This is a genomic window from Streptomyces sp. NPDC087300 (assembly GCF_044744425.1).
Taxonomy (GTDB): Bacteria; Actinomycetota; Actinomycetes; order Streptomycetales; family Streptomycetaceae; genus Streptomyces.
In genome coordinates this window covers 718,870-737,938 of sequence record NZ_JBIUYI010000003.1, presented here as the reverse complement: position 1 = coordinate 737,938, position 19,069 = coordinate 718,870, and the positions used below count along the sequence as shown (strand labels likewise).

The 19,069-nt window shown below is 73.3% G+C and carries 20 protein-coding genes; 9 read left to right on the top strand and 11 right to left on the bottom strand.

Annotation, left to right across the window (positions count from 1 at the left end; translation table 11 throughout):
* Positions 1–10: 10 nt before the first annotated feature.
* On the bottom strand, positions 11–1,783 hold the full coding sequence (locus ACIO9J_RS14085) for a GDSL-type esterase/lipase family protein (RefSeq protein ID WP_401997586.1): 1,773 nt from the start codon (positions 1,781–1,783) through the stop codon (positions 11–13).
* Between the two features lie 208 nt (positions 1,784–1,991).
* On the opposite strand from ACIO9J_RS14085, the gene ACIO9J_RS14080 reads away from it, so the two are divergent.
* From ACIO9J_RS14080 to ACIO9J_RS14065, 4 genes are all read left to right on the top strand, one after another.
* Entirely contained in the window at positions 1,992–2,789 is a 798-nt protein-coding gene (locus ACIO9J_RS14080) for a class I SAM-dependent methyltransferase (RefSeq protein ID WP_401997584.1), read from the top strand.
* Between the two features lie 60 nt (positions 2,790–2,849).
* Positions 2,850–3,191 carry a TcmI family type II polyketide cyclase gene (locus tag ACIO9J_RS14075; RefSeq protein WP_401997581.1) on the top strand — a complete coding sequence of 114 codons (342 nt, stop codon included), beginning with the start codon at positions 2,850–2,852 and terminating at the stop codon, positions 3,189–3,191.
* A 7-nt stretch (positions 3,192–3,198) separates the two neighbouring features.
* Positions 3,199–4,635, top strand: a complete 1,437-nt coding sequence (locus ACIO9J_RS14070) for a cation:proton antiporter (RefSeq protein WP_401997578.1) — start codon at positions 3,199–3,201, stop codon at positions 4,633–4,635.
* A 77-nt stretch (positions 4,636–4,712) separates the two neighbouring features.
* Positions 4,713–5,162 carry a MarR family winged helix-turn-helix transcriptional regulator gene (locus ACIO9J_RS14065; protein ID WP_401997575.1) on the top strand — a complete coding sequence of 150 codons (450 nt, stop codon included), beginning with the start codon at positions 4,713–4,715 and terminating at the stop codon, positions 5,160–5,162.
* Between the two features lie 93 nt (positions 5,163–5,255).
* On the opposite strand, the gene ACIO9J_RS14060 is transcribed toward ACIO9J_RS14065, so the two are convergent.
* Together ACIO9J_RS14060 and accD are read right to left on the bottom strand one after the other, a co-directional pair.
* Positions 5,256–6,620, bottom strand: a complete 1,365-nt coding sequence (locus ACIO9J_RS14060) for an acetyl/propionyl/methylcrotonyl-CoA carboxylase subunit alpha (protein WP_401997572.1) — start codon at positions 6,618–6,620, stop codon at positions 5,256–5,258.
* On the bottom strand, positions 6,602–8,401 hold the full coding sequence (accD, locus tag ACIO9J_RS14055) for an acetyl-CoA carboxylase, carboxyltransferase subunit beta (protein WP_401997569.1): 1,800 nt from the start codon (positions 8,399–8,401) through the stop codon (positions 6,602–6,604). Before accD ends, ACIO9J_RS14060 begins: the two co-directional genes overlap by 19 nt.
* A 517-nt stretch (positions 8,402–8,918) precedes the next feature.
* Here accD and ACIO9J_RS14050 point away from each other — a divergent pair.
* Both ACIO9J_RS14050 and ACIO9J_RS14045 read left to right on the top strand, forming a co-directional pair.
* On the top strand, positions 8,919–10,016 hold the full coding sequence (locus ACIO9J_RS14050; RefSeq protein ID WP_401997566.1) for a sensor histidine kinase: 1,098 nt from the start codon (positions 8,919–8,921) through the stop codon (positions 10,014–10,016).
* Between the two features lie 8 nt (positions 10,017–10,024).
* Positions 10,025–10,684 (top strand): response regulator, encoded by a 660-nt coding sequence (locus ACIO9J_RS14045; RefSeq protein ID WP_401997563.1) that lies wholly within the window; start codon positions 10,025–10,027, stop codon positions 10,682–10,684.
* 4 nt (positions 10,685–10,688) lie between these two features.
* Here the strand turns inward: ACIO9J_RS14045 and ACIO9J_RS14040 are convergent, their stop codons facing one another.
* From ACIO9J_RS14040 to ACIO9J_RS14005, 8 genes are read right to left on the bottom strand one after another with little or no spacing between them, the layout of a single operon-like run.
* Positions 10,689–11,186, bottom strand: coding sequence for an acetyl-CoA carboxylase biotin carboxyl carrier protein (locus ACIO9J_RS14040; protein ID WP_401997561.1), 498 nt, complete (start codon positions 11,184–11,186; stop codon positions 10,689–10,691).
* A complete protein-coding gene (locus ACIO9J_RS14035; RefSeq protein ID WP_401997558.1) occupies positions 11,183–11,644 on the bottom strand; it encodes an SRPBCC family protein in 462 nt (153 codons plus the stop codon). Before ACIO9J_RS14035 ends, ACIO9J_RS14040 begins: the two co-directional genes overlap by 4 nt.
* Before the next feature lie 2 nt (positions 11,645–11,646).
* The gene (locus tag ACIO9J_RS14030) at positions 11,647–11,937 is read right to left on the bottom strand and encodes an acyl carrier protein (RefSeq protein WP_401997555.1); all 291 of its coding nucleotides are present in this window, start codon (positions 11,935–11,937) and stop codon (positions 11,647–11,649) included.
* A complete protein-coding gene (locus tag ACIO9J_RS14025; protein ID WP_401997552.1) occupies positions 11,934–13,181 on the bottom strand; it encodes a beta-ketoacyl synthase N-terminal-like domain-containing protein in 1,248 nt (415 codons plus the stop codon). The genes ACIO9J_RS14030 and ACIO9J_RS14025 overlap by 4 nt, the downstream gene beginning before the upstream one ends.
* The gene (locus ACIO9J_RS14020) at positions 13,178–14,440 is read right to left on the bottom strand and encodes a beta-ketoacyl-[acyl-carrier-protein] synthase family protein (protein ID WP_401997550.1); all 1,263 of its coding nucleotides are present in this window, start codon (positions 14,438–14,440) and stop codon (positions 13,178–13,180) included. The genes ACIO9J_RS14025 and ACIO9J_RS14020 overlap by 4 nt, the downstream gene beginning before the upstream one ends.
* On the bottom strand, positions 14,437–14,832 hold the full coding sequence (locus ACIO9J_RS14015) for a cupin domain-containing protein (RefSeq protein WP_401997547.1): 396 nt from the start codon (positions 14,830–14,832) through the stop codon (positions 14,437–14,439). The genes ACIO9J_RS14020 and ACIO9J_RS14015 overlap by 4 nt, the downstream gene beginning before the upstream one ends.
* Positions 14,833–14,860: 28 nt before the next feature.
* Positions 14,861–15,181, bottom strand: coding sequence for an antibiotic biosynthesis monooxygenase family protein (locus ACIO9J_RS14010; RefSeq protein ID WP_401997544.1), 321 nt, complete (start codon positions 15,179–15,181; stop codon positions 14,861–14,863).
* A complete protein-coding gene (locus tag ACIO9J_RS14005) occupies positions 15,178–16,206 on the bottom strand; it encodes a methyltransferase (protein ID WP_401997541.1) in 1,029 nt (342 codons plus the stop codon). The genes ACIO9J_RS14010 and ACIO9J_RS14005 overlap by 4 nt, the downstream gene beginning before the upstream one ends.
* A 120-nt stretch (positions 16,207–16,326) precedes the next feature.
* On the opposite strand from ACIO9J_RS14005, the gene ACIO9J_RS14000 reads away from it, so the two are divergent.
* From ACIO9J_RS14000 to ACIO9J_RS13990, 3 genes are read left to right on the top strand one after another with little or no spacing between them, the layout of a single operon-like run.
* Entirely contained in the window at positions 16,327–16,761 is a 435-nt protein-coding gene (locus ACIO9J_RS14000) for an antibiotic biosynthesis monooxygenase family protein (protein ID WP_401997538.1), read from the top strand.
* On the top strand, positions 16,754–18,046 hold the full coding sequence (locus ACIO9J_RS13995) for an NAD(P)/FAD-dependent oxidoreductase (RefSeq protein WP_401997535.1): 1,293 nt from the start codon (positions 16,754–16,756) through the stop codon (positions 18,044–18,046). Before ACIO9J_RS14000 ends, ACIO9J_RS13995 begins: the two co-directional genes overlap by 8 nt.
* Positions 18,043–19,068 (top strand): methyltransferase, encoded by a 1,026-nt coding sequence (locus ACIO9J_RS13990; protein ID WP_401997532.1) that lies wholly within the window; start codon positions 18,043–18,045, stop codon positions 19,066–19,068. Before ACIO9J_RS13995 ends, ACIO9J_RS13990 begins: the two co-directional genes overlap by 4 nt.
* The last annotated feature ends 1 nt before the right edge of the window (position 19,069 follow it).

Below are 19,069 nucleotides of genomic sequence, written 5' to 3'. Positions count from 1 at the left end.
AGCCGGTGATCTACCGCGCCAGAAGGCGCAGATCCACCGACTCCGCGAGCGCCGCGAGCCCCGCGTCGCCCGGATGCAGATGATCCCCGCTGTCATAGGCGGGGAGGATCCGCGCCGGGTGCGCGGGATCCCGGAGCACCGCGTCGAAGTCGAGCACCGCGTCGAAGTCATCGCCCCCGCGCAGGTAGGTGTTGACCGCCTCCCGCTGGGCATTGGCCGCCGCCGTGCAGAGCGACTCGCCCTCGCAGGGCGCGATGGTCGCGGCGACGGCCCGAAGGCCGCGCGCGTGGGCGCGGTCCGCGATCTCCCGCAGACCCGCGATCACCTGGTCCGCCGAGGAGCCCCAGCGCACGTCGTTGATCCCCTCGAAGACCACGACGGTGCGCGCCGACGTCTGGGCGAGGACGTCGCGGTCCAGGCGGTGCAGGGCGCTCACCCCGCCGGTGTCGGTGGAGACGCCGTCGCCGGGGTAGCGGTCGGCGACGATGCGGTTCGCGGAGATGCCCTGGTTGAGGACGCCGTAGCGCGGCACCTCCGACTGGTTCAGGAGACGGGTCGCCAGGACGTTGGGCCAGCGGTGGTTGGCGTCCTGCGTCGACTTCACGCCGTCGGTGATGGAGTCGCCGAGCAGCACCACGGAGCCGGGACCGCCGCTCACGTCGACGCCGGTGAGCAGCGGCCAGCTCGTGATCGTCGAGGTGTACGCCGTGCCGGAGCTCTCCGCGGCGTGGTCGCCGGGCGTGCTCACGTACGAACGCTGGATGGCCTGGCTGTGCACGGGCGCCGTGGTCACCGTTCCCGGCAGGTGGAAGCTGACCAGGAGGTTCGCGTCGGCGGGCACGGCGAAGCCGAGCGGGTCGCTGAACGCCTGGGCGCCCGCGGGGATCTCGGTGCCCCCGGCGCCGCGGAAGGACAGCCGCCGCGGCGCGCCCTCGGCGCCCGCCCCGCTGCCCTGCACGGCCACGGTCGCGCTGCCGATCCGTACGGGAGCGGCGGCGAAGGTGTTGTCGAGCCTCATGCGCACCCGGGGACCGCCGGTGCTCGTGTGCACGACGAGCCGTACGGTGCGGTCGGTCCAGGGGCCCACCGTGGTGTACCCGGCGGTCGACGCCGACCAGCTGCCCGTCCAGCCCGTGGCGGGGGCGCGCACCGACAGGGCGAACACGTGCAGGTCCGCGGCGCCGGGGTCGCGCGGCAGGTCCACCGAGGCGACCTCGCGGCCGGGCGCGAGCGGCACCGTCACGACGTACAGCCGTGCCTGCTCGGCGAGTTGGCCGCCGGGGGTGTTGATGTGCGGCAGGGCGACGGACTTGGTGGCGGGCGGGCCCGAGCGCCAGTCGGGCGCGGTGAGCCGGTAGGCGGCGCGTGAGCCGTCCCGGTAGCGCACCGTCCCGGTGCCGGTCGCCTCGCCGCCGGTGCCCGCGACCAGGAAGGCGAGGGCGTCGCCGCGGCCGCGCACCCGGACCGACTGACCGTCGGCGCGCACGTTGTCGTCGTCGCCCGGCCGGGTGCGGGGCCAGCTGAGGCGGCTGCCGTCGACGGCCAGGGTGCGGCCGGGGGTCCAGCCCGCGGCCGTCAGGTCACGGGCGGAGAGTGAGCCGCCCGCGCCGTCGAAGTCGGCGTCCGCGGGGCGGGCGTCGTCGCTGACGGCCCGGTTGTCGAAGAGCCGCTCCAGGGGGAGCGGCCGTGGTCCGTGTCCGGTGGCGGCCTCGGCGGACGCAGCCGGGGCGATGCCGGTGAGCAGGGCGAGCACGGCGGCCGCTCCCCAGATTCTTCGGCGCACGAAAGACCCCTCCCGTGTGATGGCGGATGCGCCATGAAGCTAAGGAGGCGGCAGAGGCGCGTCAATGAGACGCGCGTGAACATGACGCGAACTCGGCAGGGCGATGGGGTGCGTTGGAGTGGCCGGGCCGGGCGGGCGGGCCTTGCGCGCGCCCGGCTGTTTAGTAGAGTAACTCAAGCAATTACTCAATCAATGAGCGTGACAACCGATGGGAGTCGGTGTGGGCGAGGTGGAGGCAGAGGGCCGGTTATGGGACCGGGGGACCCAGGACTGGGCCGAGTTCCAGGAGGCCCAGTTCCAGTCGTCCTTCGAGGATGCGCTGGGCCAGGCGGAGGTCGGACCGGGGTGCGAGATGCTCGACGTGGGCTGCGGATCGGGGCTGCTGCTGCGGCTCGCCGCGGCGCGCGGTGCCACGACGGCGGGGCTCGACGCCTCGCCGGGACTGCTCGGCATCGCCCGCGAACGACTGCCCGAAGGATCCGACCTGCGCGTCGGTGACCTTCAGGAACTTCCGTACGGCGACGGGGAGTTCGACGTCCTCGTCTCGTTCAACGCGCTGCGCTACGCGCGCGATCCGGTCGCCGCGGTGCGCGGCTTCGGCCGGGTCGTCAGGTCCGGCGGCGCGGTGGTCGTCGGCGGCTGGGGCGAACCGGCCAAGTGCGAGACCACCGCGATGCTCTTCGACGTGCTCAAGCTGCTGCCCGAGCCCCCGGCGGGCTCCGGCGCCGGTGCGGCCAACACGCCCACGCAGGTGCGGCGCGCCGTGCGCGAGGCAGGGCTGCCGATCGTCTTCACCAAGGAGCTCTCCTGCCCCTTCGGCTACCCGGACCTGGCGACCGCCTGGGCGGCCCTCGGCGCCACCGGCCTTTTGCGGCACGCGAGTTCGGTGGCGGGCGAGGGCGCGGTCCGGGCCGTCTTCGACCGGCACTTCCTGGGCTCGGTGCGCGCCGACGGCACCGTCGTGCAGCACAACACCTGCGAGTACGCGATCGCCCGGGTTCCGTGAGGCGGTGCCCACGTCCGCGTTCCCCAGCCCGATGTCCTTGACGCGAAAGGGAGTTCGTCCATGCACACCACGTTGATCGTCGCGCGGCACCTGCCAGGGAGCGAGGCCGAGATCGCCCGGCTCTTCGCCGAGTCGGACGCCGGCGGGCTGCCCGAGCGGATCGGTGTCCGCACCCGCAAGCTCTACACCTTCCACGACGTGTACATCCACCAGGTCGAGTCGGAGGCGGTCGCGGGACCGCACATCGAGCGCCACCGCAAGGACCCGCTCTTCCAGCAGATCAGCAAGGCGCTCGACGAGTACATCCAGCCCTACCAGGGCAATTGGGGCTCCATCCACGCCGCGTCGGCGACGCAGTTCTACCAGTGGGAGCGGGGCCGCGGCGTCGTCCCTGTCGAGTAGCCGGGCCATGGCCGACCCCAAGGAGTGCCGGGCACGGGCCGAGGGCGCGGGCGGCCGCGGGCTGGCGCTGGTCTGCGCGCTCGCGGTCCTGCCGCTCGCCGCCGCGGTACTGCTGCTGTGGCAGGGGGTGGGGTCCGTGCCCGCGTCCGGCGCGGGCGCCGCGCGCGAGGGCGCGGCGGGCGGTTCCGGCGACGGCACGACCGGCTGGCGCCTGCTGCTCGCCCTCGCGGTGATCATCGCCGCCGCGCGGGCCGCGGGCGCCCTGTTCAGCCGCTTCCTCGGCCAGCCCAGAGTGATCGGCGAGATGGTCGCGGGGATCGTCCTCGGCCCCTCGGTCCTCGGCATGCTCACCCCCGGCCTCTACCGCGCGCTGTTTCCCACGGCGCTGCTGCCGCATGTCGAGGCGGTCTCCCAGATCGGCCTCGCGCTCTTCATGTTCCTGGTGGGCCTGGAGTTCGGCGCGGCCCGCCACGAGGGGCAGGGGCGCACCGGCATGGCCGTCGGCCTCGTGGGAGTCGCGCTGCCGTGCGCCCTCGGCGTCGGACTCGGCTGCGCGATGTACCGGACGCTCGCCCCGCACGGCGTGGAGTTCGTGCCCTTCGCCCTCTTCATCGGCGTCGCCATGAGCGTGACCGCCTTCCCCGTGCTCGCCCGACTGCTGATGGAGCGCGGACTGCTGCAGTCGCGGGCCGGTTCGCTCGCGGTGCTCGGCGCCGCCGTCGCCGACCTGGTCTGCTGGCTGCTCCTCGCCCTCGTGGTGACGCTGCTGCGCAGTTCCTCGCCGCTGGGCGTGGTGCGCACGCTCGCGCTGACCGCGCTGTTCCTGGCGGGGATGCTGTTCCTCGTGAGGCCGTTGCTGCGCAAGCTGCTCGGCCGCCCCGAGCGGTGGCTGCCCGACGGCGGCCTGCTCGCGCTCGTCCTGGTCGGGGTGCTCCTGTCGGCCGTGGCGACCGAGCGGATCGGGGTGCATCTGATCTTCGGCGCCTTCCTGTTCGGGGCGGTCTGCCCGGCGGGCGTACCGGCCCTGGACGCCGCGCAGGACCGGATGCAGGAGTTCACCACGTCGGTGCTGCTCCCGCCGTTCTTCGCGTACGTGGGGCTCAAGACGGACCTCGGACTGCTCACCGACGACGCCGGACTCTGGCTGTGGGCGGGGGCGACCCTGTTCGTGGCGGTGGCGGGCAAGATCGTGGGCTGCGCCACGGCGGCCGCGCTGATGGGCGTGGAGCGCGCGGACGCGCTGCGGGTCGGCACACTGATGAACTGCCGCGGCCTGACCGAGCTGGTCATCCTCACCATCGGCCGTGAACTCGGCGTGCTCTCACCCGCCCTGTTCACCGTGCTCGTGCTCGTCGCGCTCGCCGCGACGGTGATGACCGCGCCCCTCCTGGACGTGCTCGACCGGCGGACGGCCGACGTGACACTTCTATCCATCCACCACTGACTTCTGTAATGATTGACCAAGACCGTCGTTTTCCCCACCGACGGCCTCGAGGCACGTCACAGCAGAGGTGAGCGAACATGACCACGACCACGGCGCCGCCCGCGGCCGGCAAGGCGGCGGAGAGCGTGCTGCTCAGCAGCCTGTTGGACTTCGCGCAGGCGCACCAGGACCAACTGGTGAGGACCGCGGCCGACTTGGGCATCACCGTGCCCCAGGCGCGGGCGCTCTACCACGTCGTCACGGCGCCCACCGTGCGCAAGCTCGCTGTGAAGCTGCGTTGCGATGCCTCCTATGTCACGGGACTGGTGGACCGTCTGGAGGAGCGCAAGCTCATGAAGCGGCAGGTGGACCCGGACGACCGCAGGGTCAAGATGCTCACCCTGACCGCCGCGGGTCGTCGCATGCACACGAAGGTGGCGCGCACGATGGACACGGCGCCCGCCCTCGAAGCCCTCACCGACGAGGAGAAGACGCGGCTCGGCGCCCTCCTGGAGAAGGTCTCGGCACAGGCGCCCCCGGGCCGCTGACGCGCACCCCTCCCGGGCGCCGGGGGTCTCCTCCTGAACGCCACGGACCTCCTCCCGGGGACCGCGGACTTCCTCCCGGGAGCCGCGGGCCGGCTACGCATCGCCCGTCCCCTCCGCGAGCAACTCATCCGCGTACGTGGCCCGGTGGCGCCCCGACCTGAAGCGCGGATCCGCGAGGACCCGGAGCAGGAAGGGAAGCGTCGTACGCATCCCGCGGCCCTCGATCCGGAACTCGCCGAGCGCCCGCTCCATGCGGGCAAGCGCGGCCGCCCGGTCGGGGCCCCAGGTGATCACCTTGGCGAGCAGCGGATCGTAGGCGCCGGAGACGCGCGCGCCCGCGAAGCCGTAGCCGTCGACCCGTACGAAGGGTCCGCCGGGCGGCTCGTAGACGTCGAGGACGCCCGGCGTGGGCGCGAACGCCCGTTCCGGATCCTCCGCGTTGACCCGGCACTCCACGGCGGCCCCGCGCGGCCGCACGTCCTCCTGGCGCACGGAGAGCGGCAGTCCCGCCGCCACCCGCAGCTGTTCGGCGACCAGATCGATGCCGGTGACCATCTCGGTGACCGGATGTTCCACCTGGATACGGCAGTTGACCTCGATGAAGTGGAAGCGGTCGTGGTCGTCCACGACGAACTCGAAGGTGCCCGCGCCCTCGTAGCCCGCCGCCAGCGCGCCGCGCACGGCGGCCTCCGCCATCTCGCGGGCCGCCTCCGGCGGGAGCGTCGGCGCCGGCGACTCCTCGATCAGCTTCTGACGGCGGCGCTGCACGGTGCAGTCCCGCACGCCGAGGTGGACGGCGCCGCCGTGCCGGTCGCAGAGGACCTGCACCTCGACGTGGCGGGCGGGGCGCACCAGGCGCTCCAGATAGACCCGGCCGTCGCCGAAGAGCTGCTGCGCCTCGGCGCGGGCGGCCCGGAAGGCGTCCCGCAGTCCGGCCGCGTCCTCGGCCGTGCGGATGCCGCGCCCGCCGCCGCCCGCGGCCGCCTTGACCAGCAGCGGATAGCCGACGGCCGCGGCGAGCGCGAGGGCGTCGGCCGCGTCGTGCGGGGGCTCCTCGCTGCCGGGCGGCAGCGGCACGCCGACGCGGCCCATCAGGGCGCGGCCCGCGGGCTTGTCGCCGAGCCGCTCGATGACGGCCGCGGGCGGGCCCACGAAGGCGAGGCCGTTCTTCGCGCAGACCTCCGCGAAGTCCCGGTCCTCGGAGAGGAGTCCGTAGCCGGGGTGGACCGCGTCGGCGCCGGTGCGCAGCGCGGCCTCGACGATGTTGTTCATCCGCAGATAGCTGTGCCTGGCGGGCGCGGGACCGATGCACACGGCCTCGTCGGCCATGCGCACGACGGCGCTGCCGGTGTCCTCCGTGGAGTGCACGGCGACCACCGCGATGCCCAGTTCGCGGCAGGTGCGCGCGATGCGCAGCGCGATCTCGCCCCGGTTGGCGATCAGTACCTTGCGGAACACAGCGCCTCCCCGTGCCGTACCGAGCCGTCCATGTTCCGGTAGCGCCGGGTGCGCCGGGCGACCAGCTCGTCGGGGGAGAGCGCGAGGCAGTCCCGCAGGGCCCACCAGAGCGCGCCGCGCAGCCGCTCGGCGGCCAGCGCGGGATCGGTGTGCGCGCCGCCGGACGGCTCGCGCACCACGCCGTCCACGATGCCGTGCCGCAGCAGCCGCTCGGGCACCAGGCCGAGTTCCTCGGCGGCCCGGGGCGCGGCCGCGGGATCCTGCCACAGGATCGCCGCACACCCCTCCGGACTGATCACCGAGTACGTGGCGTTCTCGCAGATCAGCACGCGGTCCGCGACGGCCAGACCGAGCGCGCCGCCGCTGCCGCCCTCGCCGATGACGACGGCGACCACCGGGACCGGCAGGGTGCTCATCAGGCAGAGGCTCTCGGCGATCGCGAAGGCCTGGCCGTTCTCCTCCGCCTCGATGCCCGGATGGGCGCCCGGGGTGTCGATGAGGGTGACGACGGGCAGACCGAGCCGGGCGGCGAGGCACATCAGGCGCCCCGCCTTGCGGTAGCCGGCCGGGGACGCCATCGCGTAGTTGCGGGCGGCGAGTTCGGCGTGGGTGTGCCCCTTCTGGTGGCCGATGAGCATCACGGGCACGCCGTCCAGGGTGCCGATGCCGCCGACCATGGCCGCGCAGTCGGCCGAGGCGCGGTCGCCGTGCAGCTCCTCGAAGCCGTCCAGGACGCGGCCCGCGTAGTCCAGGACGGTGGGGCGGGCCAGCTCGCGCGATCCGGTGACCACCGGCCACGGGGCGCGGTCGGGGAGCAGCTCCGGGTCGGTCACGACGTACTCGGGCGGCTCGTTCGGCGCGGGTTCCGGCGCGGGTTCGCGCGCGGGCCCCGGCAGCGGCGCACCGCCGGGCCCCGGCACGGCGGGACGCTCGGCCGCCGCGAGCAGCCGCGCCAGCGCGGGGCGCAACGCGCCGCGCCGGTACACGCCGTCCACCAGGCCGTGCGCCAGCAGGAATTCGGCGGTCTGGAAGCCCTCGGGCAGCCGCTGGCGGATCGTCTGCTCGATCACCCGCGGGCCCGCGAAGCCGAGGCGGGTGCCGGACTCGGCGACGATCACGTCGGCGAGGGTGGCGAAGGACGCGGCGACACCGCCGTACGTCGGGTCGGTGATCAGCGAGACGGTGAACACGCCGGCCGCCCGCAGCCGCGCGAACGCGGAGCCGGTCTTGGCCATCTGCATGAGGGAGTGCGCGCCCTCCTGCATCCGGGCCCCGCCCGATGCCGTGACGACCAGGAACGGGGTGCGGGTGCGCAGCGCCTCCTCGGCGGCGCGCGTGACGAGTTCGCCGACCGCGCTGCCCAGGCTGCCGCCGAGGAAGCGGAAGTCCATCACGGCCACCACCACGGGCCGCCCGGCCAGGGTGCCCCGCGCGCAGACCACCGCCTCGTCGAGACCGGTGGCGGCGCGGGCGCGGGCCAGGCGCTCCGCGTACGGCAGGGTGTCGGTGAAGTCGAGCGGGTCGGTCGCGGCGACCGGGAAGTCCAGCCGCCGTACGGAGCCCGGGTCCAGGAGCGTACTCAGCCGTTCCGGCGCGCTCAGCCGCTGGTGGTGGCCGCAGTCCGGGCAGACCCGCAGCGCGCGCTCCAGACGCCTGCGGTAGACGACCCCGCGGCAGGCGGCGCACACCGCCCAGTCGGAGTCGCCGTCCGCCGCCCGGGACGTGCCGTCCGCCGCCGCCGGTTCGGCCCCGGCGGCATGGTGCGGTCGTGCGCTGCTCACGGTCATCGTGTACCCCCTGTGCACGAAGCCTGTGTGATTCATCTGCTGCGCCCGACCCTAATCGCGGCCGGTGGGGCCGCTCAACGCATCCGGCCCAAGGACAGATCCGGACCGCTGGGGGTGGCATGGCGGCGTAGGGCGGGTGGGGGAGGGGGCATCCCTCCTTCGACAGATGCGAGAGGGGCCGGTCGGGGGAGGAAACGCCCTCCCGGTAGTCGAGTTGGCTGTCCGAATCGGCATATTGCGACATTGACGTCGTGCGGGATGACCGGAGTAACGTCACTCGTAGCGTGGTGGGACCGGTGAGTGACACTTACTTGTCCGCCGCGGGCCGAAGGCGGAAGGGCAGTGCTGGACGATCATGACCGCACACCTGACCAGTACGGGGGACCGTGACCGGCGCACAGCTGTGGCCCGCCACAGGGCCCGACCCCGCCCGGCCTGCGGGCGACCGCGGCGCGCACAGCGCACGCCCGGCCCGCCCGCGTGACCGCGTGACCGAACCGGGGAGACCGCTGTGAACGAGGTTGCCACTGATCACTTACGCCGCGGACCCGAGATCGCCGAGGCCCTCGGGGCCCGTCTCGAGTCCGTGCTCCACCTCTACGAACAGCGCCTGCTCGCCTCGGGCGTGGGGGTCGACGACCCGCGCGTGCTGAGCTTCTGCACCCTTCAGGCACGGGCCGTGATCGAGGACTCGCTGCGGGCGCTCGGCAGCTGCCGCCCGCTGGAGCGGATGCGTTCGGTCGACGCCGAACGCGGCACGGGCGACGGCAACGGCACGGTCTCCTTCCCCTACCAGGCCGACTGGCGCCTGGAGGACCCGCGCACCGCGGTGATGCTCCTCTTCGACGTGGTCGTGGAGGCGGTCGCGGCGTCCATGACGCACCATCCGGAGACCTCGCGGTGCACCGTGGAGGCCGCCGTCAGCCTGCACCACAGCATCATGTGGCGGTTCCAGGCCGCCCTGGAGACCAAGACCAGGGAGATGCTCCACGAGACGGCCCAGAGCTTCCTGGAGAACCGCCGCAGGATCTCCCGCGACCTGCACGACCGGGTCGGCTACGCGGTGAGCGTGGCCAAGCAGAACGTCGAACTGGTGCGGCTCTACCGGGCGTTGGACGCACCGTCGGCCGACGCCAAGCTGGTGGAGGCGGAGACCTCGCTGCGCACCGCGCTGGAAGAGGTCAGGCAGCTCGCGTCCGAACTGCGGGTGCACGCCCGCATCGAGGGCCTGGAGAACGCGCTGCGACACTGCGCGCAGGCCCTGCGCACGCCGGGCGCCGCCCTGGACATCGTCGTCACCGGGCACGAGAGCTGGCTCTCCGACGACACCATGGACGAGCTCTTCCAGGCGCTGCGCGAGGCCCTGCGCAACGCCTTCGCGCACTCCATGGCGAGCACCGTCACCGTGCGCGTCGACATCGCGCCGCACGAGACGCGGGCGGTGGTGGAGGACGACGGGGTCGGCTTCGAGGTGGCCAGGCGGCCCGGCGGCGTGGGGCTCGCCTCGATGCGCGAGCGCATCGAGCGCCTCGGCGGCTCGGTCGCCGTCTCCAGCCACACGGGCAGGGGCGTCTTCGTCGAGTTCCTGCTCCCCACGAAGAGCGGATGAGGGCGCGGATGCAGACCGTGGTGACCCGCATCGTCATCGTCGACGACCACACGCTCGTGCGCGACGGGCTGAGCGAGATGCTCAACGCGGAGCCGGAGTTCCTGGTCGTCGGCGAGGCGGGGGACGGCGTGCGGGCGGTCGAGGTGATCGGCGCCAAGTCCCCCGACGTGGTGCTGCTCGACGTCGGGCTGCCGGACGGCGACGCGGCGGGGACGCTGCGGCGCATCCTCGACGTGGCCCCGGCGGTACGGGTGATCATGGTGAGCGTGTACGACGAGCCGCGCACCGTCCAGGAGTTGCTCAGGGGCGGCGCGCGCGGCTATCTGCTCAAGACCGTCTCGCGGCAGGACCTGGTCGCCGCCGTGCGGGCGGTGGTCGCCGACGACGAACGCGTGGTCCTCTCGGTCTCGCGGGCGAGCATGGCGCACGTGCACACCCCGGCTCCCTCCGAGCCGGGACTGCTCTCCGCCCGCGAGCGCGAGGTCATGACCCTGGTCGCCCAGGGCATGACCAACGGCCAGACGGCACGTCAACTCGCGGTGGCCGAGGGCACCGTGAAGCACCATCTGCGCAACATCTTCGCCAAGTTGGGCGCCACCTCGCGGATCGACGCCGTGAACAAGGCGATCGCGGCCTCGCTGATCCCTCCGCAGCAGGACCGCGGCTGAGCGCTCAGGCGGCGGCGGGTTCGATGGCGAGCAGCGGCTGCCCGAACTCGACCGGTTCCCCGTCGGGGACGAGGAGTTCGGAGATCAGGCCCGCCGTCTCCGCCGCCACCGGGGTCATCAGCTTCATCGCCTCGACGACGCCGATCTGCTGGCCGGGGGCGACGGCGTCCCCCGGCCTGACGAAGGGCGGGGCGTCCGGCTGCGGGCGGTGGTAGAAGGTGCCCACGCAAGGGGAGAGCACCCGGGCCCGGGTGTCCTCCTCCTGGTGCGGCTCCGCCCCGGACCCGGACCCGCCCGCGCCCGCGTCGTGGCTCGCGGCGGGCGCGCCCTGCTGATGCGCCGCGGGTGCCCCGTGCCACTCCACGACCAGCGCGGTGCCGCCCGCGCTGAGCCGCAGCCGGCTGAGCCCCGGCCCCGCGAGCCTGACCAGGCGCTCCGCGCCCCGGCACAGTTCGTCCAGCTCGGCGCCGGTGCCGTCGTCGGCGCGTCCGGTGCCGCTCATACCGCCCCGCGCCGGGTGTCGGCCTCGATGCGGTCCCTGATCAGGGCCATCTGCACCTTGCTGTTGCGGTTGATGTTGTCCCGCATCCAGGCGTCGTCGACCGGGGCCTCGGGCTTCATGGCGAACTCCTGCCGCCAGCGCATCAAGGTGCCGTCCGCCACCTCCTCGTACGCCCAGTGGATGCGCATGAACGCGAACGGGCCGGTCTCCACGCGGTGTGCGCGCACGGTGCGTCCCGCGCGGTCCATGACCCGTTCGGAGACCCAGCTCCACTCCTTGCCGTCGTCGTCCGGGTGGAGGGTGAGGCGGAACAGGACGCGGTCGCCGTCGCGTTCGAGGACCTCGACCTCCTTGTACTCGCTGAAGAGGTCGGTCCAGCGCTCCACTTCGTTGGTGCGTTCCCACACGACGTCGAGCGGCGCGTGGATGACGATCTCGTTCTCGGTGAGCTCGGGCACGGTCAGGCTCCCTTCGGTGTGCCGGTCGGTGCGCCCGCCTCCTCGGCGAGGCGGCGGTTGACGACGGCGAGCAGCTCGCCGGGCGCCGTCGCCTCCTCGGCGTCCTTGCCGAGCTGTACGCCGTAGCGGTTCTCCAGCTCGGCGACGATGCCCAGGGTGCCGAGCGAGTCGACGCCGAGATCCTTGAACGCGGCGTCGGGCTCGGCGAGTTCGGCCGGGCGCAGCGCCACTCCGGCGCACTGCTCGACCAGCACGGCGAGCGTCTCGAACGTGAGGGGTGTTCCTGTGGTCATGAGGTCTCTCCCAACGAGGCCGGACGGCCCAGTACCAGGGCGGAGTTGTTGCCGGTGAGGCCGCGCGCCAGAATCAGCGCGGTGCGGACCGGCACGGTGCGCGCCCGTCCGGTGACGAGGTTCAGGTCGCGCAGGGCCGGGTCGACGGCGCCGACCCGGGGCGTCGGCGGGATCACGCCGTGCCGCAGCGTGCTCATGGCGAGGGCCACGTCGAGTGCGGCCGCGCCCGAATAGGCGCGTCCCGTACCGGACTTGGGTGCCGTCACCGGCACCGACCGCAGGCGCGCGCCGAACACCGCACGCAGCGCGGCCACTTCGGCGGCGTCCGCCTCGGGCACGCCCAGCGCGTCGGCGAAGACCACGTCGACCTCGTCCGGGCGGACGCGCGCCTCGGCGAGCGCGATCCGGGCCGCCGCCGCGAGCCCCTCGGCCGAGCGGGCGAAGCGGCGCGCGCCGGTGAACGTCGTGCCGTGCCCGAGGACTTCGGCCCCCGGCTCGGCGCCGCGCGCGGCCGCCGCTGCGGCCCCCTCGACGACGACCATCGCGCCGCCCTCCGCCGGGACGAACCCGGGGGCCCGCGCGGTGAACGGCAGATAGCCGCGCCCCGGCGCGCGCTCGGCGCTGAGCAGCCCGTGCCCGAACTGGCAGGCCATGGAGAACGGGGAGAGCGGTGCCTCAGCGCCGCCCGCGAGCATCGCCGCGGCCCCTCTGCCGATCTCCCTGCGGGCGTACGCGACCGCGTCGAGGCCGCCCGCCTCGTCGGTGACCAGGACGCCGCTCGGGCCCTTGAGGCCGTGCCGCAGCGAGATCTGGCCGGTGGACGCGGCGTAGAACCAGGCGATGGACTGGTAGGGGCCCACGTGCCGGGGCCCCTTGCTCCACAGCCGCTGGATCTCCTGCTGGCCGAACTCCACGCCGCCCGCGCAGCTCGCCGTGACCACCCCGAAGGAGTACGGCGGGAGGTCGGCCGGCGAGAGGCCCGCCTCGCGCAGCGCCATGTCGGATGCGGCGAGCGCGAGATGGGTGAACCGGTCCGTCTGCGCGACGATCCGGCCCTCCAGGTGTTCCAGGGCCTCGAACCCCCTGATCTCGCCCGCGAGCGCGAGCGGGGTGCCCCGTGGGTCGTAACGGGTGAGCGGGGCGATGGCGCACAGTCCTTCCCGCGCCGCCTTCCACACCAGGTCGATGCCGATTCCGGTGGGGGCGACGGCGCCGACCCCCGTGATGACCGTGCGACGCGTCACCTCAGCTCCCTCCGGTCCAGGACGACGGCCGACTGGAAGCCGCCGAACCCGCTGCCCACCGAGAGGACGGTGTCGAGACGGGCCTGACGCGCCGTCACCGGTACGTAGTCCAGGTCGCATTCGGGGTCGGCGTGCTCCAGGTTCGCGGTAGGCGGCACGAGCGAGGCGTCCATCGCGAGCACGCAGGCCGCCAGTTCGATCGCGCCGATCGCGCCGAGCGAGTGCCCGACCATCGACTTGATGGAGCTGACCGGCACCTCGCGGGCGCGCCCGCCGAGGGCGAGCTTGAAGGCGGCCGTCTCGTGCCGGTCGTTCTGCTTGGTGCCCGAACCGTGCGCGTTGACGTAGTCGATCGCGTCGGGGCCGCGGCCCGCCTGCTGCATCGCGCGCTCGATGGACTCGGCCAGCTCGATGCCCTCCCTGGTCAGCCCCGTCATGTGGTACGCGTTGCTGCGCGTGGCGAACCCGCCGACCAGGCAGTGGACTTCGGCGCCGCGCCGCCGCGCGTGCGTCAGCTCCTCCAGGACGAGGACGGCGGCGCCCTCGCCGAGCACGAAGCCGTCGCGGTCCCTGTCGAAGGGGCGCGAGGCCCGCTCCGGCGCGTCGTTGCGCTCGGACGTGGCCCTGATCGCGTCGAAGCAGGAGACGGTGATGGGGGAGACGGGCGACTCCGAAGCGCCGGTGATCATGACGTCGGCGCGGCCCTCCGCGATGGCCTGGAAGGCGTAGCCGACCGCGTCGAGCCCCGATGTGCAGCCGGTGGACACGGTGTGCACCACGCCCTGGGCGCCGCTGAGTTCGGCGATCTCACCGGCCAGCGGCGCGGGCGAGAAGACCCGGTGCAGGGCGGGCGAGGTGCGCTCGTGGTCGACCTCCCAGCTGCTGCCGCGCTCGGAGGCGCGGATGTAGTCCGACTCCAGGAGGGTGGTGCCGCCGACCGCGCTGCCCAGCGACACGCCGGTGCGCCAGGGGTCCTCCGCCGCCGGGTCGAGGCCGGCCGCGGCGAGCGCCTCGCGGGCCGCGACCGCGGCGAACTGCACATAGCGGTCCATGCGCGCGGTCTCGTGCGCGGTCAGGCCGTGCTCGGCCGGGTCGAAGTCGCACTCCGCCGCCATCCGCGAGCGGAAGCCCGTCGCGTCGAAGAGCGTGATGGCGCGGGTCGCGGTGCGCCCGGCGCCGAGGAGCTCCACGAAGGCGTCCGAGCCGATCGCGCCGGGCGCCACGACGCCCACCCCCGTGACGGCGACCTGCCTGGTCATGTCCCGTCCCGCTGTTCGGTGTCGACGTGCCCGAGTTCGGGCCGGGGCGCGAGCGGGCCGAGGTGGAAGACGATGCGTACGTCGACGTCGCCCGCGTTGCGGACCCGGTGGCGCATCCCGATGGGCACCAGCAGGGCCTGGTCGGTCCCCAACCGGTGCGGCACGTCGTCGAGTTCGACGACGACGTCGCCCTGCACGACGTAGAGGAACTCCTCGGAGTACGGGTGGTAGTGCTCGGCGATCCAGTCACCCGGTGCGATGCGGGCGACGCCCATGAAGCCGGACGTGGCGCCCACGGCCTTCGGCGTGAGCAGGGTGCGCAGCTCTCCGCCGCGCCGGGTGTTGGGCGCGGCATCGCGTGCGTCGACGACGCGCACGGTGTGCGTGGTCATGGTTCTCCTTGTCCCCGTTGGGTGCGGATCAGAGCGGTGCGGCCGTGCGCAGGCGCACCGCGAAGGGTTTGTGGACGTAGCCGGCCGAGGCCGCGGTGACGGGTGCGGCCAGGTCCGGCTGGCCGGGGCTCTCGGCCCAGGCGCGGTAGTGCGCGGCCGATGCCCATTCGCTGGTGATGAGCCATTCGTCGGGGTCGGTGAGGGACTGGCACAGCTCGTCGCCCAAGTGGCCGTCCGCCTGGGCGACTTGGTGGCGGATCTGCTCGTACGCCGTCACGAACCGGTCGGCGCCGCCGCTCTCCACCCGGACGAGGAAGAGCACGCGGAGGCGCGGCTCCCGCTCGCTCATACGGTGCCCTCCACCACGTGCAGGCTGGTGCCGGGCACGGGCCGGTAGCCGTGGTAGGTGAGCCCGGCCGCGGCGAAGAGCTCGGCGAGGCCGGCCGCGGTGTGCTTCTTGCCGCCGACGTTGAGCAGCAGGAAGAGGTCCATGGCGGTGGTGACCTTGAGTTCCGTGCTGTCCTCGACGAGGTTCTGCACGAGTGCGACGCGCGATCCGGGCCGTCCCGCCGCCGCCATGGCGCGCAGTGCGGCGAGCGAACTCTCGTCGTCCCACTCCAGGACGTTCTTGCACAGGTAGAGGTCCCGGTCCTTCGGCACGGACTCGCGGCAGTCGCCGCCGATGATCTCGCAGCGCTCGGCCAGCGGGCCCTCGCGCAGCTCGGGCAGCGCGCCCGCGACCACGCCGGGCAGGTCGAACAGCGTGCCGCGCAGGGTCTGGTGACGCTCCAGGAGGGTGTGCACGAGGTGGCCCTGGCCGCCGCCGATGTCGACGACGGAGGCGACCCCGGTGAGGTCGAGGGCGTCGGCGACCGGCGCCGACGTGATGCGGCTCGACTGGGTCATCGCCCGGTCGAAGGTCTCGGCGGCCTCCGGGTCGTCCTCGGCGAGGTGCGCGAAGAACTGCTTGCCGAAGAGCGTGTCGAAGACCCGCTCGCCGCTGCGCACCGCGTCGGCGAGCAGCGGCCAGGCCTGCCAGGTCCAGGGCGCGGTGGCCCACAGCACGATGAACCGCATGCCGCCCGGCGCGTCCTCGCGCAGCAGCCGGGAGAGGTCGGTGTGCGCGAACCGGCGCCCGTCCCGCTCCACGAAGACGCCGTGCGTGGTCAGGGCGCGCAGCAGGCGCTCCAACGTCGGTGCGTGCGCGCCGAGTTGGGGAGCGAGTTCGGCCGCGGTGCGGGGTTCGTCGTCGAGCGCGTCCGGTACGCCGAGCGTGACGGCGGCCCGCAGTGCGCCGGCGAAGCCCAGGCTCATGCCCAGCTCACGGAGTTTCGTGGCGGCTTCCGGCGTGGGGCGCAAGGGAGTTGACGTCATGGTGAGGTGCTCCTCCGGTGAAGCAATTTGGGGACCAATCCATTGACTTACTCAATCAACGACTCTACATAATGGCTCAAGCCGCGCAAGAGGCAACCGAGAGAGTGAGGGCAGCTCCACATGGCCGAGATCTCCGCCGACAACGAGTTCGCCACGTTCATCAACCTGTTTCCGACCAAGCCGCGGGACCAGCAGAAGCTGGTCGACCTGATCGTCAAGGCGCACGAGGAGCTGATCCGGCACCGGCCCGGCTACATCTCCGGCAACGTGCACCGCAGCGTCGACGGCTACCAGGTCGTCGACTACACGCAGTGGCGCCGACGCGAGGACTTCGAGGCGATGGTGCGGGACCCCGCGTCCGCCCCGCACTTCATGCCGATCGGCGAACTGACCCAGGGCAGGCAGGGCGCGTACGACGTCGTCTACACCCACGTCACCCAACAGGCCGAAGGAGTACGGCAGTCCGGCACCGAGAGCACCGCCATGAGCACCGCCAAGAGCCGGACCAAGAGCGCCACCAAGAGCGTCACCGAGAGGGGAAACGGCGATGAGTGACCAGCAGCGCCACTACGACGTCGTGGTGGTCGGCGGCGGCCCGGCCGGCGCCTCCACCGCGGCCCTGCTCGCCACCGAGGGCCGCAGCGTCCTCGTCCTGGAACGCGAGAAGTTCCCCCGCTACCACATCGGCGAGTCCCTCATCCCCGGCGTCTGGCCCACCCTCGACCGGCTCGGCCTGCGCGAACGCCTGGAGAACATGGGGCTCGTCAGGAAGTACGGCGGCACCCTGGTGTGGGGCCGCGACCTGCCGCAGTGGACCTTCTCGTTCGCCGACGGCGGCCCCTACCCGTACGCCTACCAGGTCCGCCGCGCCGACTTCGACGCGCTGCTCCTCACCCGCGCCAGGGAGCTCGGCGCCCACGTCGTGGAGGACGCCACCGTCAAGGAGCCGCTCTTCGACGGGGAGCGGATGACCGGCGTGCGCTACCAGCCGCGCGGCGGCGACCCGGTGGCGGCGCACGCCGGTCTCGTCGTCGACGCGTCGGGCCAACAGCGCTGGCTGGGGCGCCACTTCGACCTCATCCGGTGGCACGAGGACCTGCGCAACATCGCCGTATGGGCGTACTTCCAGGGCTGCCGCAGGTACGAGGGGCAGGAGAGCGGCAACGTCCTGATCGAGTACCGGCCCGGCGGCTGGCTCTGGTTCATCCCGCTCGGCGACGGCACCACCAGCATCGGCTACGTCACCCCGACCGCCACGCTCGCCGAATCCGGCCTGACCGCCGAGAAGCTCTGGGCCGAGCAGACCGGCGAATCCCGCGAGGTCGCCCGGATGATGGAGCCCGCGACGCGCGTCAGCGGCTTCCGCACCATCAAGGACTGGTCGTACAACCTGGAGCGCTTCCACGGTCCTGGCTGGCTCGCCGTCGGCGACGCCGCCTGCTTCGTCGACCCGCTGCTCTCCACCGGCGTCACCCTCGCCCTGCGCGGCGGCGCCACCGCGGCCACCGCCGCCGGGATGATGCTCGACACCCCCGCCACCGCGCACGAGACGGGCCGGCGCTACGAGGAGAGCTACCGCCGCTTCCTCACCGGCATCCTCGACTTCGTCCGCGCCTTCTACGACCAGCGCAAGAACCGCGGCGAGTACTACGAGGACGCCAAGAAGATCCTCGACCGGGGCGAAGGGCTGCCCGCCGACGTCGACTTCGTGACCCTGGTCTCCGGCCTCTCCGACGGCGGCGACTTCTTCGAGAGCCCGCCCGAGGACCGGTGGGAGCTCCTGGAGAAGCTGCGCGACCGCGTCTCGGCACCGCCGATGACCGTGGAGCGGGGCCGGTGACGCCCGAGGAGCAGAGCGCGCTCCTGATGCGGGTCTCCACCGGCAGCTGGCTGATCCACGCGCTCAACGCCGTGGCGCAGCTCGGCGTCCCCGACGCTCTGGACGACGAGCCGCGCCCCGTCGAGGAGTTCGCGGCGGGACTCGGCGCCGACGCCGACGCGCTCGGCAGGACCCTGCGGGCCCTCGCGGCCCTCGACTTCTTCACCGAGGGACCGCGCGGGCACTTCGCCCTCAACGAGGCGGCGCGGCTGCTGCGCGCCGACTCGCCCGCCCCGCTGCGGGCCTTCCTCTCGGTCGGGGTGGAGCGGGTGCTGCCGCTCTTCGGGGAGCTGGAGCACACCCTGCGCACCGGCAGGCCCGCCGCCGAGAAGATCTACGGGATGCCGTACTTCGAGTACCTCGACAGCCATCCCGAGGCCGACCGCGCGTTCACCAGGTCGCTCGGCCGCAGCGCCGCCGCCTTCTTCGACACGGCCCTGGACCGGATGGACCTGGACGGCGCGCGGCACCTGGTCGACCTGGGCGGCGGCGACGGCACCCTGATCGAGCTGGCGCTGCGCAGACACCCACGGCTCACCGCCACCCTCCTCGACCGGCCGGGCATGCTCGGCGCCGCACGGGAACGGATGCGCGAGGCGGGCCTGGCCGACCGGTGCGCGCTGGTCGGCGGCAGCTTCTTCACCGAGGTGCCCGCGGGCGGCGACGTCTACTGCGTCGCCCGCTGCCTGCACAACTGGGACGACGACACGGCCCGCACCCTGCTGCGCACCGTGCGCTCCGCGATGGCCCTGGACGCCCGCCTGCTGATCGTGGAGGACGTCGTGGCGGAGGGCCCGGCGACCGCGACGGCCGGCTACTCGGACCTGGTGATGATGCTCATCGGCGGCCGTGAACGCACCCTCGCCGAGTACCGGGCGCTGCTCGACGACACGGGGCTCGCCCTGACCGGCGCCCGGCCCATCGGCACCGTCGCCGCGCCCCGCCTGCACCTCGTCGAGGCCGTCCCCGTCCCCCCGGAGTGAG

What these genes read in the sequence shown, in the direction of transcription:
- ACIO9J_RS14080 (WP_401997584.1), top strand. Translation starts at nt 1,992, where the DNA reads ATGGGAGTCGGTGTGGGCGAGGTGGAGGCAGAGGGCCGGTTATGGGAC.
- ACIO9J_RS14075 (WP_401997581.1), top strand. Translation starts at nt 2,850, where the DNA reads ATGCACACCACGTTGATCGTCGCGCGGCACCTGCCAGGGAGCGAGGCC.
- ACIO9J_RS14070 (WP_401997578.1), top strand. Translation starts at nt 3,199, where the DNA reads ATGGCCGACCCCAAGGAGTGCCGGGCACGGGCCGAGGGCGCGGGCGGC.
- ACIO9J_RS14065 (WP_401997575.1), top strand. Translation starts at nt 4,713, where the DNA reads ATGACCACGACCACGGCGCCGCCCGCGGCCGGCAAGGCGGCGGAGAGC.
- ACIO9J_RS14045 (WP_401997563.1), top strand. Translation starts at nt 10,025, where the DNA reads ATGCAGACCGTGGTGACCCGCATCGTCATCGTCGACGACCACACGCTC.
- ACIO9J_RS14040 (WP_401997561.1), bottom strand. Translation starts at nt 11,186, where the DNA reads ATGAGCGGCACCGGACGCGCCGACGACGGCACCGGCGCCGAGCTGGAC.
- ACIO9J_RS14030 (WP_401997555.1), bottom strand. Translation starts at nt 11,937, where the DNA reads ATGACCACAGGAACACCCCTCACGTTCGAGACGCTCGCCGTGCTGGTC.
- ACIO9J_RS14020 (WP_401997550.1), bottom strand. Translation starts at nt 14,440, where the DNA reads ATGACCAGGCAGGTCGCCGTCACGGGGGTGGGCGTCGTGGCGCCCGGC.
- ACIO9J_RS14015 (WP_401997547.1), bottom strand. Translation starts at nt 14,832, where the DNA reads ATGACCACGCACACCGTGCGCGTCGTCGACGCACGCGATGCCGCGCCC.
- ACIO9J_RS14010 (WP_401997544.1), bottom strand. Translation starts at nt 15,181, where the DNA reads ATGAGCGAGCGGGAGCCGCGCCTCCGCGTGCTCTTCCTCGTCCGGGTG.
- ACIO9J_RS14005 (WP_401997541.1), bottom strand. Translation starts at nt 16,206, where the DNA reads ATGACGTCAACTCCCTTGCGCCCCACGCCGGAAGCCGCCACGAAACTC.
- ACIO9J_RS14000 (WP_401997538.1), top strand. Translation starts at nt 16,327, where the DNA reads ATGGCCGAGATCTCCGCCGACAACGAGTTCGCCACGTTCATCAACCTG.
- ACIO9J_RS13995 (WP_401997535.1), top strand. Translation starts at nt 16,754, where the DNA reads ATGAGTGACCAGCAGCGCCACTACGACGTCGTGGTGGTCGGCGGCGGC.